Source organism: Clavibacter sepedonicus, from assembly GCF_000069225.1.
Taxonomy (GTDB): Bacteria; Actinomycetota; Actinomycetes; order Actinomycetales; family Microbacteriaceae; genus Clavibacter; species Clavibacter sepedonicus.
Map to the genome: position 1 here is coordinate 685279 of NC_010407.1, position 15641 is coordinate 700919.

The 15641-nt window shown below is 74.5% G+C and carries 13 protein-coding genes; 11 read left to right on the top strand and 2 right to left on the bottom strand.

Going from position 1 to position 15641, the window contains the following annotated elements; translation table 11 throughout:
- Window positions 1-126: 126 nt before the first annotated feature.
- Together manA and galE are read left to right on the top strand one after the other, a co-directional pair.
- Entirely contained in the window at window positions 127-1434 is a 1308-nt protein-coding gene (gene manA / locus CMS_RS03230) for a mannose-6-phosphate isomerase, class I (RefSeq protein ID WP_012298080.1), read from the top strand.
- Between the two features lie 34 nt (window positions 1435-1468).
- Window positions 1469-2437, top strand: a complete 969-nt coding sequence (galE, locus tag CMS_RS03235; protein ID WP_012298081.1) for a UDP-glucose 4-epimerase GalE — start codon at window positions 1469-1471, stop codon at window positions 2435-2437.
- Window positions 2438-2447: 10 nt separating this feature from the next.
- Here the strand turns inward: galE and CMS_RS16485 are convergent, their stop codons facing one another.
- Complete coding sequence (locus tag CMS_RS16485; protein WP_012296866.1) at window positions 2448-3410, bottom strand: IS481-like element IS1121 family transposase; 963 nt, start codon at window positions 3408-3410, stop codon at window positions 2448-2450.
- A 250-nt stretch (window positions 3411-3660) separates the two neighbouring features.
- Between CMS_RS16485 and CMS_RS03245 the strand changes: the two genes are divergently transcribed.
- From CMS_RS03245 to CMS_RS03255, 3 genes are all read left to right on the top strand, one after another.
- Window positions 3661-3978 carry a WhiB family transcriptional regulator gene (locus tag CMS_RS03245; RefSeq protein WP_012298082.1) on the top strand — a complete coding sequence of 106 codons (318 nt, stop codon included), beginning with the start codon at window positions 3661-3663 and terminating at the stop codon, window positions 3976-3978.
- A 93-nt stretch (window positions 3979-4071) separates the two neighbouring features.
- Window positions 4072-7161: a glycosyltransferase family 2 protein gene (locus CMS_RS03250; protein ID WP_012298083.1), complete on the top strand. Its 3090-nt coding sequence runs from the start codon at window positions 4072-4074 to the stop codon at window positions 7159-7161.
- Window positions 7148-8665: a DUF5719 family protein gene (locus CMS_RS03255; RefSeq protein WP_012298084.1), complete on the top strand. Its 1518-nt coding sequence runs from the start codon at window positions 7148-7150 to the stop codon at window positions 8663-8665. The genes CMS_RS03250 and CMS_RS03255 overlap by 14 nt, the downstream gene beginning before the upstream one ends.
- Window positions 8666-8777: 112 nt before the next feature.
- Here CMS_RS03255 and CMS_RS03260 read toward each other — a convergent pair whose 3' ends face one another.
- A complete protein-coding gene (locus tag CMS_RS03260) occupies window positions 8778-9221 on the bottom strand; it encodes a metallopeptidase family protein (RefSeq protein ID WP_012298085.1) in 444 nt (147 codons plus the stop codon).
- Between the two features lie 45 nt (window positions 9222-9266).
- Here CMS_RS03260 and CMS_RS03265 point away from each other — a divergent pair, with 45 nt between their 5' ends.
- From CMS_RS03265 to ahcY, 6 genes are all read left to right on the top strand, one after another.
- On the top strand, window positions 9267-9488 hold the full coding sequence (locus CMS_RS03265) for a DUF3499 family protein (protein WP_012298086.1): 222 nt from the start codon (window positions 9267-9269) through the stop codon (window positions 9486-9488).
- The gene (locus CMS_RS03270) at window positions 9485-10912 is read left to right on the top strand and encodes a phosphomannomutase/phosphoglucomutase (protein WP_041464358.1); all 1428 of its coding nucleotides are present in this window, start codon (window positions 9485-9487) and stop codon (window positions 10910-10912) included. The genes CMS_RS03265 and CMS_RS03270 overlap by 4 nt, the downstream gene beginning before the upstream one ends.
- A gap of 142 nt (window positions 10913-11054) precedes the next feature.
- Window positions 11055-11336, top strand: a complete 282-nt coding sequence (locus CMS_RS03275; protein ID WP_015489737.1) for a metal-sensitive transcriptional regulator — start codon at window positions 11055-11057, stop codon at window positions 11334-11336.
- A 44-nt stretch (window positions 11337-11380) separates the two neighbouring features.
- The gene (locus tag CMS_RS03280; RefSeq protein WP_012298089.1) at window positions 11381-11596 is read left to right on the top strand and encodes a heavy-metal-associated domain-containing protein; all 216 of its coding nucleotides are present in this window, start codon (window positions 11381-11383) and stop codon (window positions 11594-11596) included.
- A 1-nt stretch (window position 11597) separates the two neighbouring features.
- Window positions 11598-14066 (top strand): heavy metal translocating P-type ATPase, encoded by a 2469-nt coding sequence (locus CMS_RS03285; RefSeq protein ID WP_012298090.1) that lies wholly within the window; start codon window positions 11598-11600, stop codon window positions 14064-14066.
- 62 nt (window positions 14067-14128) lie between these two features.
- A complete protein-coding gene (gene ahcY, locus CMS_RS03290; RefSeq protein WP_012298091.1) occupies window positions 14129-15613 on the top strand; it encodes an adenosylhomocysteinase in 1485 nt (494 codons plus the stop codon).
- Window positions 15614-15641: the final 28 nt, after the last annotated feature.

Below are 15641 nucleotides of genomic sequence, written 5' to 3' on the forward strand. Positions count from 1 at the left end.
CGCCTGCGGCCGAGCCTAGGTCGGCGTCCGGGCGGCGCCGCCATCGGTTGGTACTTTGGTCGCGTCCGGACAGGACGTGCGCCCTCGGGCGTTGTAGGTAGCCGCCAAGCCCGACAGGATCCCGAAGTGTTCACTTCCCTCGCCAACACGCCCCGCGACTACGCATGGGGGTCGACGACCGCCATCGCCGAGCTCCTCGGACGCGATCCGTCCGGCGGCCCGGAGGCGGAGCTCTGGCTCGGAGCGCACGACGGCTCGCCGACCCGCGTGGTCGACCCCGCGTCCGCGGGCGGCGCGACGACGCTGGTCGAGTGGATCCAGGCCGACCCCGAGACGACCCTCGGCCCGCTCGCCCACGGCCTCCGCCCGGGCGACGGCCCCGGCCTCCCCTTCCTCCTCAAGGTGCTGGCGGCGGACGGCCCGCTCTCGCTGCAGGCGCACCCGGACCTGCACCGCGCGCGCCTCGGCTTCCGCCACGAGGAGGAGCGCGGCATCCCCGTCGACGCCCCGCACCGCAACTACAAGGACCCGCTGCACAAGCCGGAGCTGATCTTCGCGCTCAGCGACGAGTTCCACGCGCTCTGCGGCTTCCGCCCGCTCGCGGAGGTGCGCGACGTGTTCACGCTGCTGCTCACGCTCGACGCGTCCGGGCCGGACTCCGACCCGGCGGTGATCCGCACGGTGCTGTCGCGCCTGACGGGCTCCGAGGCGGACGTGCTGCGCGACGTGTTCGCCTTCCTCATGGGCGGCGGATCCGAGGTGCGCCGCCTCGTCGACCGCGTCACGCTGCTCGCGAACCTCGCCTCCGACCGCCAGTGCCGCGAGTTCTCGACCGAGATGCGCACCGTGCGCGAGCTCGCCGCGGCGTACCCGGGGGATCCCGGCATCGTGACCTCCCTCCTCCTCAACCGCGTGACGCTGCGCCGCGGCGAGGCCCTCTACCTGCCGGCCGGCAACATCCACGCGTACCTGCACGGGCTCGGGATCGAGCTCATGGCGGCGTCCGACAACGTGCTGCGCGGCGGCCTCACGCCCAAGCACGTGGACGTGCCCGAGCTCCTCGACGTGCTCGAGTTCCAGGCGCTCCCGGTGCCGTACCTCGAGCCCGAGCGCACGGCGCCGGGCGTCGACCTGTACCGGCCCGACGTGCCCGACTTCCTGCTGGCGCACGTCTCCCCGGCCACGCGCGACGCGGCCGACGGCGACGGGGGCGCGAGCGTCGTCACGGTCGACGGGCCGGCGATCCTCCTGTGCACGTCGGGTGAGATGACGGTCTGCGGCGAGGTGTCGACGGTCGTCGTCCGCCGCGGCGACGCGGTGTACGTCACGCCCGACGAGGGCCGGCTCGTCGTGACGGGCGAGGGCGAGGCGTTCCTCGCGACGACCCCGGCGCCCGCCGCCGCCGCGGACGGCCGCGACGGCGACGGCGCGTGACAGGCGGCCGGATCGCCGTCGATAGGGTTGCCGCATGACATGGTTGGTTACCGGCGGCGCCGGCTACATCGGTTCGCACATCGTCTCCGCGTTCGCGCGCGCGGGCATCGACACGGTCGTCCTCGACGACCTCTCGAGCGGTCACGAGGCGTTCGTGCCCGACGGCGTGCCGTTCCACCGAGGATCCGTGCTCGACCGCGAGCTCCTCGCCCGCGTCCTCGGCTCCGGCGACATCCGCGGCGTCGTGCACGTGGCGGGCTACAAGTACCCCGGGGTCTCCGTGCGCCGCCCCCTCCACACCTACGAGCAGAACGTGACCGCCACGGCCGTCCTGCTGCAGGAGATGGAGCGAGCGGGCGTCGACAGCATCGTCTTCTCCTCCTCCGCCGCCGTGTACGGCACGCCCCACGTCGACCTGGTCGACGAGCGGACGCCCAAGGCGCCCGAGTCGCCCTACGGCGAGTCGAAGCTCATCGGCGAGTGGCTGCTGCGCGACCAGGGCGTCGCCGCGGGCCTCCGCCACGCGTCGCTGCGCTACTTCAACGTCGTCGGATCCGGCGAGGAGGGCTACTTCGACACCAGCCCGCACAACCTTTTCCCGCTCGTCTTCGACGCGCTCCTCGACGGCCGCTCGCCCCGCATCTACGGCAGCGACTACCCGACGCCCGACGGCACGTGCGTCCGCGACTACATCCACGTCGTCGACCTCGCCGCCTCGCACGTGGCGGCCGCCCGTCGCCTCGAGGCGGGGGAGCCCGTCGAGCCCGTGTACTGCCTCGGCAGCGGCGCCGGCGTGAGCGTCCGGGAGATCATGACGGCCATCGCGAGCGCCACGGGCATCGCGTTCGAGCCCGAGGTGGAGGACCGCCGACCCGGCGACCCGGCGCGCATCGTCGCCTCCGGCGAGCTCGCCGCGCGCGACATCGACTGGGCCATGCGCCACTCCCTGGACGACATGGTCACGAGCGCCTGGGACGCGCGCCAGGCCGGCACCGCGGTCTAGCTGTACTGGGTCATGACGTTGGTGACACTCGGGCCGCGGGCGTGAGCCCGTGGCTTGAGTGGATTCGTTCAGTGTTGTAGTGCTCGATGAAGGGGTCAAGCGCGTCGGCGCGGTGTTGGTTGCTGGTGAAGGGTTGCCGGTAGGCCCACTCGGTCGCGAGGGTCCGGTTGAAGCGCTCGACCTTGCCGTTCTGCCAGGGGCAGTGCGGGCGGATGAACTTCTGCCGCGCGCCCAGGTCCTGGACGGCGTTCTTGAACGCGGTCGAGTGCCGGTAGGCGAACGCGTTGTCCGTGATGACCCGCTCGATCCGGGTGATCCCGCGCCCGGCGAAGTACGCCGCTGCGCGGGTCAGGAACCCGGCCGCGGTCGCGCCTTTCTCATCGGGATGGATCTCCGCGTAGGCGAGACGGGTGTGGTCATCGACCGCGGCATGGACGTAATCGAACCCGATCCCGCGGCCGCGGACCTGCTCGCTGCGCCCGTGGACCCGCCAGCCGCCTCCGTCCGGGATCCTCCCGAGCTTCTTCACGTCCACGTGGATCAGATCACCCGGATGCTCGTGCTCATACCGGTGCGCCGTTGACCGGGATGCCCGGATCACGGCCCCGGTGACGGGGTCCAACCATGCCAACGGCGGCGCCCCGTGCCGGCGCAGGATGCGGGAGATCGTACGGGATGGAACACCTGTCACCGGCGCCAGCCGCGCAGGACCCGCCCGCAACTGGGCCCGCGCTTCCAGCACGGCCCGTTCCCGCTCCGGGCTCGTTCGCCTCGGTACTGACCGGGGCCGCGATGACCGATCCGTCAGCCCTCGCAGCCCCTCGGCACGGAACCGGTTCACCCATCGATGCGCGCACTGCCGCGACACCCCCAGCTCCCGCGCGACGTGCGCGACCGGCCGACGATCCTCCACCACCCGCCGCACGAGGAGAACCCTCCCGTGAACCGTCAGACGAGCATTACCGTGGGACATCGAGGCCTCCTGGCGATGGTTGAACTGAACAGCTCCATCAAGCCAGGAGGCCTCTTCACACGCCCCGAAGTGTCACCAACGTCATGGCCGAGTACATCTAGCGCCGGCGGCGAGCGGCGGCGCGTCGCAACCCTCGAGGAGCGGCTGAGGGTTTACCCTCCGCAGCTTGACGCGGGCGAGTTACACCGGTGTAATTATGACAATGAGCTGGGGCCGGCCGGGCGCCTCGGCCGCGTGGGGAGATCGTGACATGGCACTACCTGAGTACCACGCCGGAGTCCCCGACGACTGGTTCGTCGACCCCGTCCGACTCGGGGTCCCGGGCGTCCGCAGCGTCGACGACGGCAACCCGCTCGCGTGGCAGGCCGACTCGCTCTGCGCGCAGACCGACCCCGAGGCCTTCTTCCCCGAGAAGGGCGGCTCCACCCGCGACGCGAAGAAGATCTGCGGATCGTGCGAGGTGCGCAGCGAGTGCCTCGAGTACGCGCTCGAGAACGACGAGCGCTTCGGCATCTGGGGCGGCCTCTCCGAGCGCGAGCGCCGCAAGCTCCGCAAGCGCGCGGTCTGACCCGGCCGCCCGCGTCCCGGCGGCACCCGCCTTCCGGCGCGCCGCCCCGCTGCGGCGGATCCCCATCACGCACCACGTAGGGTCTCCCCTGTCATGCAGCCACGAGTAACCGCGATCCTCGTCGCCCACGAGGGCGCGCAGTTCCTCGACCGGACCATCCAGGGCCTCGCCGCGCAGACGCGCCGGCCCGACCGGGTGGTCGCGGTCGACTTCGGCTCCCGCGACGGATCCGCCGCCCTGCTCGCGGCGTCCGATCCCACCCGCATGGTGCAGGCCCCGGCGCGCATGACCTTGGGGCAGGCCGTCGACCAGGCCGTCCGCGTGATCCCCGCGCCCGACGGCGACCACGAGTTCCTCTGGCTGCTCTCGGCCGACAACGCGCCGGCGCCCGACGCGCTCGAGCGACTGCTCGCCGCGATCGAGGCGTCGCCCAGCGTCGCCGTCGCCGGCCCGAAGCTGATGGAGTGGGACCACCCCGGCTACATCCACGAGCTCGGCAGCACGCTGACGACCCTCGGTGCGGCCGTGCCCGTCGTCGACGTCGAGCTCGACCAGGCCCAGTACGACGACATGAGCGACGTCCTCGGCGTCGCCGCGGGCGGGATGCTCGTGCGCCACCGCCTCTGGGACGAGCTCGGCGGGTTCGACGACGCGCTTCCGGTCATCGACGACGCGCTCGACCTCTGCGTCCGCGCACGACTCGCGGGCCACCGCGTCGTGGTCGTGCCCGCCGCGCGCGTCGCCTCGGCCGGCGACGCCGCCCCCGGTACCGCCTTCCTCGGGAAGCGCACGCCGCGACGTCGTCGCCGACGCCTCCGCCGCCAGGCCCAGCTCCACCGCCGCCTCTCGTACGCGCCGCCGGCCGCCGTCCCGTTCCACTGGCTCTCGCTGGTGCCGCTCGCCATCCTGCGCGCCCTCCTGCAGCTGCTCCGCAAGCGGCCGACCGCGGCGCCCGGCGAGATCGGCGCGGCGGTCCGCGTCGCCGTCGCGCCCGGCCGGATCCGCGCCAGCCGCCGCCGGCTCGCCGCCGCGAGGACCGCTCCGTGGTCGAGCATCGCCTCCCTGCGCCAGCCGCTCGCGGTCGGCCGCCGACGGCGGTCGCTGGCGCGCGAGCAGTACCGCGTCGAGCACATGGGCGTGTCCGACGGCGTCGAGTTCCTGGCGACGGGCGGCGGGTGGACCGTGCTCGCGGCGCTCGTCCTCTCCGCCGTCATGTGGCTGCCGCGGCTGACCGGCACCGCGCTCGTCGGCGGGCAGCTCCTCCCGCTCGGCCCGAGCGCGGGCGCTCTGTGGGCGCAGGTCGGCATCGGCGTCCGCGGATCCGGCGCCGGACCCGTCGCGCCGTCCGACCCGTTCGCCTACGTCCTCGCCGTGCTCGGCAGCGTCACCGCGTGGGAGCCGTCGCTCGCGGTCCTCGGGCTGTTCGTGGCCGCGCTGCCCCTCGCCGCCCTGGCCGCCTGGCTGTGCGCGGCGCAGCTCACCCGGAACGCCTGGCTGCGCGCGCTGGCCGCCCTCGTCTGGACCCTCGCGCCCACCCTCCTCATCGCGCTCGGCGACGGCCGCCTGCCGGCCGTGCTCGCGCACCTGCTCCTCCCGTGGCTCGCGCTCGCGGTGCTGCGCGCGCCGCGCTCGTGGTCGGCGTCCGCCGTGGCCGGGATCCTGATGGCCGCGGTCGGCGCGTCGGCGCCCTCCCTGGTGCCGGCGGTCCTCGTCCTGTGGCTGGTCGCGACCGTCCGTGCCGGACGCCGCGCCGGCCGGCTCGTGACCATCCCCGTGCCGCTCCTCGCCCTCGTCGCGCCGCTCGTCGCATACCGCGTGATGCAGGGCCAGCCGCTCGCCCTCGCCGCGGACCCGGCCGTGCCCGCCAGCTTCACGCCCGCCGACGTGCCGGGCCTCGCGCTGGGCTTCCCGACCGCGGGCCTCGGCGGCTGGTCCGCGTTCGTCGACGGCCTGGGTACCGGCCTGCCCGCTGCCGTGCCGCTCATCGTTGTCGCGGTCCTGGTCGCGCCGCTCGTGCTCGGCGCCGTCGCGGCGCTCTTCCTCCGCGGATCGCACCGGGCTGCCCTCGCCCTCGGCGTGACGGTGCTCGGCTTCGCGACCGCGGTGCTCGCCGCGCGCACGGTGGTGCAGTCGGCCGGATCCGAGGTCGTCGCGGTCTGGCCGGGATCCGGCCTCAGCCTCCTCTGGCTCGGCCTCGCCGGGGCGCTCGTGCTGGGCTTCGCGACGCTCGGCCGCCGCTCCGTCGTGCCCGGGCTCGTCGCCGCGGTGACCCTCGTGGTGCTCGCGCTCCCGATCGTCTCCGCCGCGGTCGCCGGATCCACCGCGGTGCGCGCCACCACGGACACCTCGCTGCCGGGCCTCGTGGTCGCGGAGGCCGCCACAGATCCCGACGTCGGCACCCTCGTGCTCCGCGCCGCCGACGACGGCTCGCTCTCCGCCGACGTGGAGCGCGGCGCGGGTCGCACGCTCGAGCAGGTCGCCACGGTCGACTCGACCATCGGGCCGCTCTCCGACACGCAGACCCGCGTCGCCGAGCTCGCGGGCAACATCTCCTCCCGCTCCGGGCTCGACGCCACCGACGACCTCCGGGCGCTCGGGGTCAGCTACGTGCTCCTCCAGACGCCCGCGGGCGACGCGGAGGCCGCCGTGAACGACCGCGCGCGCTCGGCCCTCGACGACGATCCCGTCTTCACGGCCGTCGGGCAGACCGAGGCCGGGCTCCTCTGGCGGTTCGTGGGTAGCGACGACCTCGTCGCGCAGGTCGCGGGGCCCGGCAACCTCGACGACCCGGGGCGCGCCGCCGTGCTCGCGGCGCAGGCGCTCGTGTTCGCGCTCACCCTGCTCCTCGCGATCCCCACGGGCGGGCTCGCGGCGCGCAGCCGCCCGCTGCCGGCCTACCGCGAGCCCGTCGTCGGCTCCGACGCGCGTCCCGCGGACGCCGAGGAGCCGCGGCCCGCGCACGACGACCGCGGCACCCCCGCGTACATCGACGAGCCGACGGGGCAGGCCGTGGAGGCCGCCCCCTTCGGCGACATCCCGCAGGCGGGGGAGCGCCCCGCCGGAGACGACGGGGAGGGCGACGGGGACGGAGGCGACGTCGCGCCCGCGCCCGCCGCCGACCAGGACGACGACCGCTCGCGCGGCGCCGACGACGACCGCAGGAGGACAGATGGCCAGGCGTGACGCCGTGCGCATCGCGACGCGCGTGACCACCGGGATCGCCGGCGTCGCCGTGCTCGGCCTCGTCGTGACCGGCGCGCTCCTGCTCCCGCCCGCCCCGAGCGACGCGAGCGCCCCCTCGGTGCTCGTGACCCCCGTCGCGACCGACCAGCAGCGCGTCTGCCCCGGCGGGCTCCTCCGCCCGCCCGCGGCGGACGCCGCGTCGTCGACCACCGCGATCGCCGTGGGGAGCGCCGTCGTGACGAGCGGATCCGCGACGACCGGGACGACCGGCTCCGCCCCCGCCGTCCGCACCTCGAGCATCCAGGCCCCCGAGGTGCAGGGCGCGGCGTCGAGCGCGCCCTCCGTCCTCGCCGTCGCGGGTGCCGTCGACGACGCGCCGACCGACCTCGCGGGCGCGGCGTCCGAGGTCGCGACGGAGGCCGACCTCGCGGGGCTCGCCGCCGCGTCGTGCTCCGAGGCCACCGCCGACGCGTGGCTCGTGGGCGGTGCCACGACCACCGGCCGCACCACGTTCGTCGTGCTGGACAACCCGTCCGGCGTCTCCTCCACCGTCGACCTCGCGATCACGGGCGAGGACGGGGCCGTCAGCGCTCCCGGGGCCAGCGGGATCTCCGTCCCGGCCGGCGGCCGGCGCGTGCTCAGCCTCGCGGGCCTCGCCCCCGACCTCGCCTCCCCGGTAGTGCACGTCGAGAGCCGCGGCGGCCAGGTCGTCGCCCGGCTCGAGCAGAGCACGGTGCGCGGGCTCCTCGCGGGCGGCGTCGACTGGATCGGCCCGTCCGCGGCCCCGTCCACCGCCCTCACCATGACCGGTCTCCGCATCGACTCGCAGGCGGCGCCCGTCGCGCCCGTCGAGGGCGGGGACGCACCCCCCGCCGCCGAGGGAGGGGCCACCCCCGGAGCCGGCTCGGACGGCGGCGCCGACCCCGACCTCGTGACGGCCGTGCGCATCGCGGTCCCCGGATCCGACGACGCCGACGTCAGCGTGAGCGTCGCCCCCGAGGAGGGCACCGACGGCACGGGCACGACCTTCACCATCCAGGCCGATGCGGGCCGCACGATCGACGTGCCGGTGTCGGACCTCTCCGACGGCCGCTACTCCGTCACCGTGCAGAGCTCGGTGCCGGTGACGGCGGCCGTGCGCAGCGTGTCCGGCGCGGCGGAGGGCGGCGCGACCGACTTCGCCTGGCTGCCGTCCGCCGAGGCGCTAACGCGCGACGCGCTCGTGTCGGTGCCGGCCGGCCCGGCGCCGCTCCTGCACCTCCGGAACGCCGGGGACCAGGCGGCCGCCGTCACGGCGCGGCCGACCGACGGCTCCGCATCGGTGTCGCTCGACGTGCCCGCGGGATCCGAGGTCTCGGCCGCCGTCGAGGCCGGGCGCACCTACCTGCTCGAGGGCGCCGCCGGCCTCACCGCGACCGTGACCCTCGCCGAGCCGGGACGATCCGCGGCGCTGCCCGTCGTGCCGGTGCTGCCGGCGGCGGATCCGCTGCGCGTCCACCCCTGACGACGGGCGACCCGGGCAGCACGGGCGACGCGCCTCGCGTGCGTGCCGCGCCGCGCGTACGTGCCGCCGCGTGCGTCGCGCCGGATGCCTGACGGGTGTTCGGGATCCGGCGTCAGTGCGGGTCGTACCTGTCTGGGGCGAGGTCCCACGGGTCCTTGCCGAGCAGCTCGGCGACCGCGCGGTACACGCAGCCCTCCACGAGCGCCCGCTGGTGGTACTCGTCGTCCTCGTGCAGGTGCGCGAGGCGCTCGATGGGGAGCCGGTAGAAGATGACCCGGCGCTCGTCGGCGAGGACGCTCCAGCGGTCGATGCCGTCGCGCTCGCTGTTGTCTGCCGGCAGCGCGGCGACCTCGAACGAGACGCGCTCGAGCTCGTCGGGCCAGAGGCCGCGGAGGTACTCGGCGGCGGACGCGATGGTCTGGTCGAAGACGTCGGCGCGCGTGCGCAGCACCGGCAGCTCCGGGCCGGTGACGGGGGAGCGGAGGCCTCGGCCGTGCCGATCCCGCCAGGAGCCCCGGATGGAGACGTGGCCTCCCCGGCGGCGCGATCGTGGCATGGCCCCATCGTACGGCTCCAGGGTCGGCGGTAGTGTGGGCCCGACATGACGAACAGGCCCTGCTCCCGCGTCGGCTGCACCGGCGTCGCCACGACCACCCTCACCTACGTCTACGCGGACTCCATGGCCGTCCTCGGTCCCCTCAGCCACGACTCCGAGCCGCACAGCTACGACCTCTGCGACCGCCACGCGGCCCGCCTCTCGGCCCCGCAGGGGTGGCAGATCGTCCGGCACGGGGTGCTCGGTGAGGTAGGTTTCGGGGCATGACGACGACTGCCGCCGAGACGCTGACCGCCATAGTGAAGACCTACGACGTGCGAGGTCTCGTCGGGAGCCAGCTCACCGAGGAGCTGGTCACCGCCCTCGGCGCCGGCTTCGTCGACGAGCTCGGCGCCGCCGGGAGCGAGGTCGTCGTGGGCCACGACATGCGCGACTCCTCGCCGGCGTTCGCCCAGGCGTTCGCCCGGGGCGCCACGGCCCGCGGCGGGAACGTCCTCCTCATCGGCCTGTGCTCCACGGACGAGACCTACTTCGCGTCGGGATCCCTCGACGCCCCCGCGGTCATGTTCACCGCCAGCCACAACCCGGCCACCTACAACGGCCTCAAGTTCTCCCGCGCGGGTGCCCAGGGCATCAGCCTCGACACGGGACTCGCCGCCATCCGCGACCGCGCCATCGGCTTCCTCTCCGACGGCATCGCGCCCGTCGAGCCCGCGGGCGAGGTGCGCGAGCGCGACGTGCTCGCCGACTACGCGGGCTACCTGCGCCAGCTGGTCGACCTCTCCGGCATCCGGCCGCTGCGCGTCGTGGTCGACGCGGGCAACGGCATGGGCGGCATGACCGTCCCCGCGGTCCTCGGCACCGCGGCGGGCCTGCCCGAGCTGCCCATCGAGATCATCCCGCTGTACTTCGAGCTCGACGGCACCTTCCCGAACCACGAGGCGAACCCGCTCGAGCCGGCCAACCTGGTCGACCTGCAGAAGGCCGTCGTCGAGCACGGCGCCGACCTCGGGCTCGCGTTCGACGGCGACGCGGACCGCTGCTTCGTGGTGGACGAGAAGGGCCGGGCCGTCACGCCCAGCGCCGTCGCCGCCATCGTCGCGCTCCGCGAGATCTCGCGTGTGAAGGCGCAGTCGCCCGGCGACGACGTCACGGTGCTGCACAACCTCATCACCTCGCGCATCGTGCCCGAGACGATCGAGGCCGCGGGCGCCACGGCGGTCCGCACGCGCGTCGGCCACTCCCTCATCAAGGACCAGATGGCCGCGACCGGCGCCGTCTTCGGCGGCGAGCACTCCGCGCACTACTACTTCCGCGACTTCTGGGGCGCCGACAACGGCATGCTCGCCGCGATGCACCTGCTCGCCGAGTTCGGCCAGACCGACGGCCTCATGTCCGACCTCTCGGCGCGGTACACCCCGTACGCGCTCTCGGGCGAGATCAACAGCACGGTCGATGACGTGCCCGCCGCCTACGAGCGCATCGTCGAGGCGTTCCGAGGCCGCGGCGAGTTCGACGAGCTCGACGGCCTCACGGTCGACGGCCCGGTCGGCGACGACGGCGCGTTCTGGTGGTTCAGCGTCCGCCCCTCGAACACCGAGCCGCTGCTGCGCCTGAACGTCGAGGCGTCCACCGAGGAGAAGATGGCCGCCCTCCGCGACGAGCTCCTGGGGCTGATCCGCGGGGCCTGATCCCGTCATCCGCACCAGCCGACGCCGCGTCCCTCCCCGAGGGGCGCGGCGTCGTCGCGTGCATGGTGCGCGCGCATACCCCCAGGGGGTTCCCTTCGATACCCCTCGGGGGTACCATGGACGGGAACAGGAGGTGGCCGCGATGGTCGGGTACAGCGAGGGCAAGGACGACATCCTCAAGCGGCTGCGGCGCGCGGAGGGGCAGGTGCGCGGGATCGAGCGCATGGTCGAGTCCGACACGTACTGCATCGACGTGCTCACGCAGGTCTCGGCCGTCACGCGCGCCATGGAGACCGTCGCCCTGAAGCTGCTCGACGACCACCTCGCCCACTGCCTCGCGGAGGCGGCCCGCGAGGGCGGCCAGGTCGCGGACGACAAGGTGCGCGAGGCCTCCGCGGCCATCGCGCGGCTCGTCCGGTCCTGATCCGCCGGCGCCCCATCGACATCGCGCGACCCGAAGGAGACCCCATGACCACCACGACCTTCCCCGTCACCGGGATGACCTGCGCCCACTGCGTCGCGAGCGTCACCGAGGAGGTCGGCGAGCTGCCGGGCGTCGCGTCCGTGGCCGTCGACCTCGTCGTCGGCGGCGCGTCCACCGTCACCGTCGAGAGCGACGCGCCCCTCGACCCCGCCGCCCTGCGCGCCGCGGTCGACGAGGCCGGGTACGTCGCGGGGCTCTGACATGGCCGACCCCGCATCCGGATCCGCGGCCGAGGAGGGCGCCTCTGGCGCCGACGGCGCCCCGGCCGAGGAGGGCGCCGTGCTCACGCGCGTCGACCTCGACGTGCAGGGCATGACGTGCGCGTCGTGCGCGATGCGCATCGAGCGGAAGCTCGGCCGGATGCCCGGGGTCGAGGCCGCGGTCAACTACGCCACGCACCGCGCGCGCGTGCAGCTGCCCGCGGGCACGAGCGTCGCGGACGCGATCCGCACCATCGAGCGGACGGGGTACCGCGCCTCCGAGCGCGCCGGGTGGGGGAGCGGGGCGGCGGACGGCATGCCCGGATCCGCTGCGGTCCCATCCGCACCGGCATCCGCACCCGCATCCGACGAGCGCGCTCCCGTCGCGGTCGCGGCGCCCCGCGTCCGTCCGGACGCACCCGACGCCGCCGCATCGGATCCCGCTCCCCCGCCCGCGCCGACGGATGCGCCCACCCGCGACGCCGTCGCCGCCCGCCGCCCCGACGCCGACGAGCTCGCGCTGCGGCAGCGGCTCGTCGTGTCCGCGGCGCTCACCGTCCCCGTGTTCCTGATGGCGATGATCCCCGCGCTCCAGTTCGACGACTGGCAGTGGCTGTCGCTGACCCTCGCCGCGCCCGTCGCGGTGTGGGGCGCGTGGCCGTTCCACCGGTCCGCGGCGGTCAGCGCGCGGCACGGCGGCGTCGGCATGGACACGCTCGTGAGCATCGGCGTCGCGGCCGCGTTCCTCTGGTCGCTGTACGCGCTCTTCCTCGGCGACGCGGGCGAGCCCGGCATGCGCATGACCATGAGCCTCGTCTCCGAGCCCGGCGGCGGATCCGGCGACGTCTACCTCGAGGTCGCCGCGGCCGTCACCGTGTTCCTCCTCGGCGGACGCTACCTGGAGGCGCGGGCCGCCCGCGCGTCCGGGGCAGCCCTCGCCGCGCTCCTCGACCTCGCCGCCAAGGACGTGGCCGTCGTGCGCGACGGCGTCGAGACGCGGATCCCCATCCGCGAGCTCCGCGTCGGCGCGGAGTTCGTCGTGCGGCCGGGCGAGCGCATCGCGACCGACGGCGTGGTCGTCGACGGATCCAGCGCGGTCGACCGCTCGCTCCTCACCGGCGAGTCCCTGCCGGTGGAGGTCGGACCCGGCGACGACGTCACGGGCGCGACCCTCAACGCCGGCGGCCGCCTCCTCGTGCGTGCCACGCGCGTGGGGGAGGAGACCCGGCTCGCCCGCATGGCCGCCCTCGTGGAGGAGGCGCAGACCGGCAAGGCCCGGATCCAGCGCCTCGCCGACCGCGTCTCGGCTGTATTCGTACCCGTCGTGCTGGTGCTCGCGGCCGGCACGCTCGTCGGCTGGCTGCTGCTCGGGTTCCCGCCCGAGGCCGCGTTCACCGCGGCTGTCGCGACGCTGATCATCGCGTGCCCGTGCGCCCTCGGGCTCGCGACGCCGACCGCGCTCCTCGTGGGCACGGGACGAGGCGCGCAGCTCGGCATCCTCATCACCGGCCCCGAGGTGCTCGAGTCGACGCGGCGCATCGACACCGTGCTGCTCGACAAGACGGGCACCGTCACCACCGGTGTCATGTCGCTGGTCCGCGCCGTGCCCGCGGCGGGCGTCGACGCCGACGAGCTGGTGCGCCTCGCGGCAGCCCTGGAGCAGCGCTCGGAGCACCCGGTCGCGCGGGCCGTCGTCGAGACGGCGGGCACGGGATCCGTCCCCGCCGTCGAGGGCTTCGTCGCCACCCCGGGCCTCGGCGTGCACGGCGTGGTCGACGGCCGCGCGGTCGCCGTCGGCCGGCCCTCGTGGCTGGCCGAGCAGTGGGCGGCGCGGCCCGGAGCGCCGCTCGCCGAGGCGCTGGACGAGGCCGAGGCGGAAGGATCCACCGTCGTCGCGGTCGCGTGGGACGGCGCCGTCCGCGGGATCCTCGCCGTCGCCGACACCCTCAAGCCCACGAGCGCCGAGGCCGTCCGCCGCCTCCGCGCGCTGGACTTGCGTCCCGTGCTCCTCACGGGCGACACCGCCGGCGCCGCGCACCGCGTCGCCGCCGAGGCCGGCATCGACGAGGTCATCGCGGGCGTCCTCCCCGAGGGCAAGCTCGAGGCCGTCCGCCGCCTGCAGGCCGAGGGCCGCGTGGTCGCGATGGTCGGCGACGGCGTGAACGACGCCGCCGCGCTCGCGCAGGCCGACCTCGGGATCGCGATGGGCACCGGCACCGACGCGGCCATCGAAGCGGGGGACATCACGATCGTCCGCGGCGACCTCGTCCTCGTGGCCGATGCGGTCCGCCTCGCGCGGCGCACCCTCGGGACGATCCGCGGCAACCTGTTCTGGGCCTTCGCCTACAACGCCGCCGCGATCCCGGTCGCCATGCTGGGGCTGCTCAACCCGCTCGTGGCGGGGCTCGCCATGGCGCTCTCGTCGGTCTTCGTCGTCACGAACAGCCTGCGCCTGCGGTCCTTCCGCTAGCAGGCGGGCGCCCGGCCGTCATCCACGGCCGGGCGTCACGCCTCGGATGCGAGACTGGACGCATGACCCTGCTCCCGGAAGCCACCTCCACCGCTCTGCCCTTCCGCGTCGCCGACCTCTCGCTCGCCGAGTCCGGACGCCACCAGATCCGCCTCGCCGAGAACGAGATGCCCGGCCTCATGGCCCTCCGCGAGGAGTTCGGCGCGTCGCAGCCGCTCGCGGGCGCGCGCATCGCCGGATCCATCCACATGACCGTGCAGACGGCCGTGCTCATCGAGACCCTCACCGCCCTCGGCGCGCAGGTGCGCTGGGCGAGCTGCAACATCTTCTCCACGCAGGACGAGGCCGCGGCCGCCGTCGCGGTCGGGGCGGGGACCCCGGAGGCGCCCGCGGGCGTGCCCGTCTTCGCCTGGAAGGGCGAGACGCTCGAGGAGTACTGGTGGTGCACCGAGCAGATTTTCGACTGGTCGGGTGAGGCGCAGGCCGCCGACGCCGACTGGACGGGCCCGAACATGATCCTCGACGACGGCGGCGACGCCTCGCTCCTGGTGCACAAGGGCCGCGAGTACGAGCTCGCCGGCGCCGTGCCCGAGACGCCGGAGGACGCGAGCCACGAGTACCGCGTGATCCTCGACACGCTCCGCCGCAGCCTCGCCGCCTCCTCCGACCGCTGGACGCGTCGCGCCGCCGACATCCAGGGCGTCACCGAGGAGACCACCACGGGCGTCCACCGCCTGTACGAGCTGGCGCGCGACGGCGAGCTGCTGTTCCCGGCGATCAACGTCAACGACTCGGTCACCAAGAGCAAGTTCGACAACAAGTACGGCATCCGCCACTCGCTGCCCGACGGCCTCAACCGCGCCACCGACACGCTCATCGGCGGCAAGGTCGCGTTCGTCGTCGGCTACGGCGACGTGGGCAAGGGCGCGGCCGAGGCGCTCCGCGGCCAGGGCGCGCGCGTCATCGTCTCCGAGGTCGACCCGATCTGCGCGCTCCAGGCGGCGATGGACGGCTACCAGGTCGCGAAGCTCTCGTCGGTCATCGAGACCGTCGACATCCTCGTCACCGGGACCGGCAACGTCGACGTCGTGCGCGTGGACGACATCGAGCGCATGAAGCACCAGGCCATCATCGCCAACGTCGGCCACTTCGACAACGAGATCGACATGGCCGGACTCGAGCGCCTCCCCGGCGTCGAGAAGGTCGAGATCAAGCCGCAGGTGCACGAGTGGCGCCTGCCGTCCGGCCGCAGCGTGCTCGTGCTCTCCGAGGGCCGCCTGATGAACCTCGGCAACGCCACCGGGCACCCGTCGTTCGTGATGAGCAACTCGTTCACGAACCAGGTGCTCGCGCAGATCGAGCTGTACGTGCGCAACGAGCAGTACCCGATCGGCGTGTACGTGCTGCCGAAGCACCTCGACGAGAAGGTCGCGCGCCTGCACCTCGACGCGCTCGGCGTCGAGCTCACCGAGCTCCGTCCCGAGCAGGCCGCCTACATCGGCGTGCCGGTCGAGGGGCCGTACAAGGTGGACCACTACCGGTACTGATCCGCGCAGCAGCGTCGACGCCGTCCGT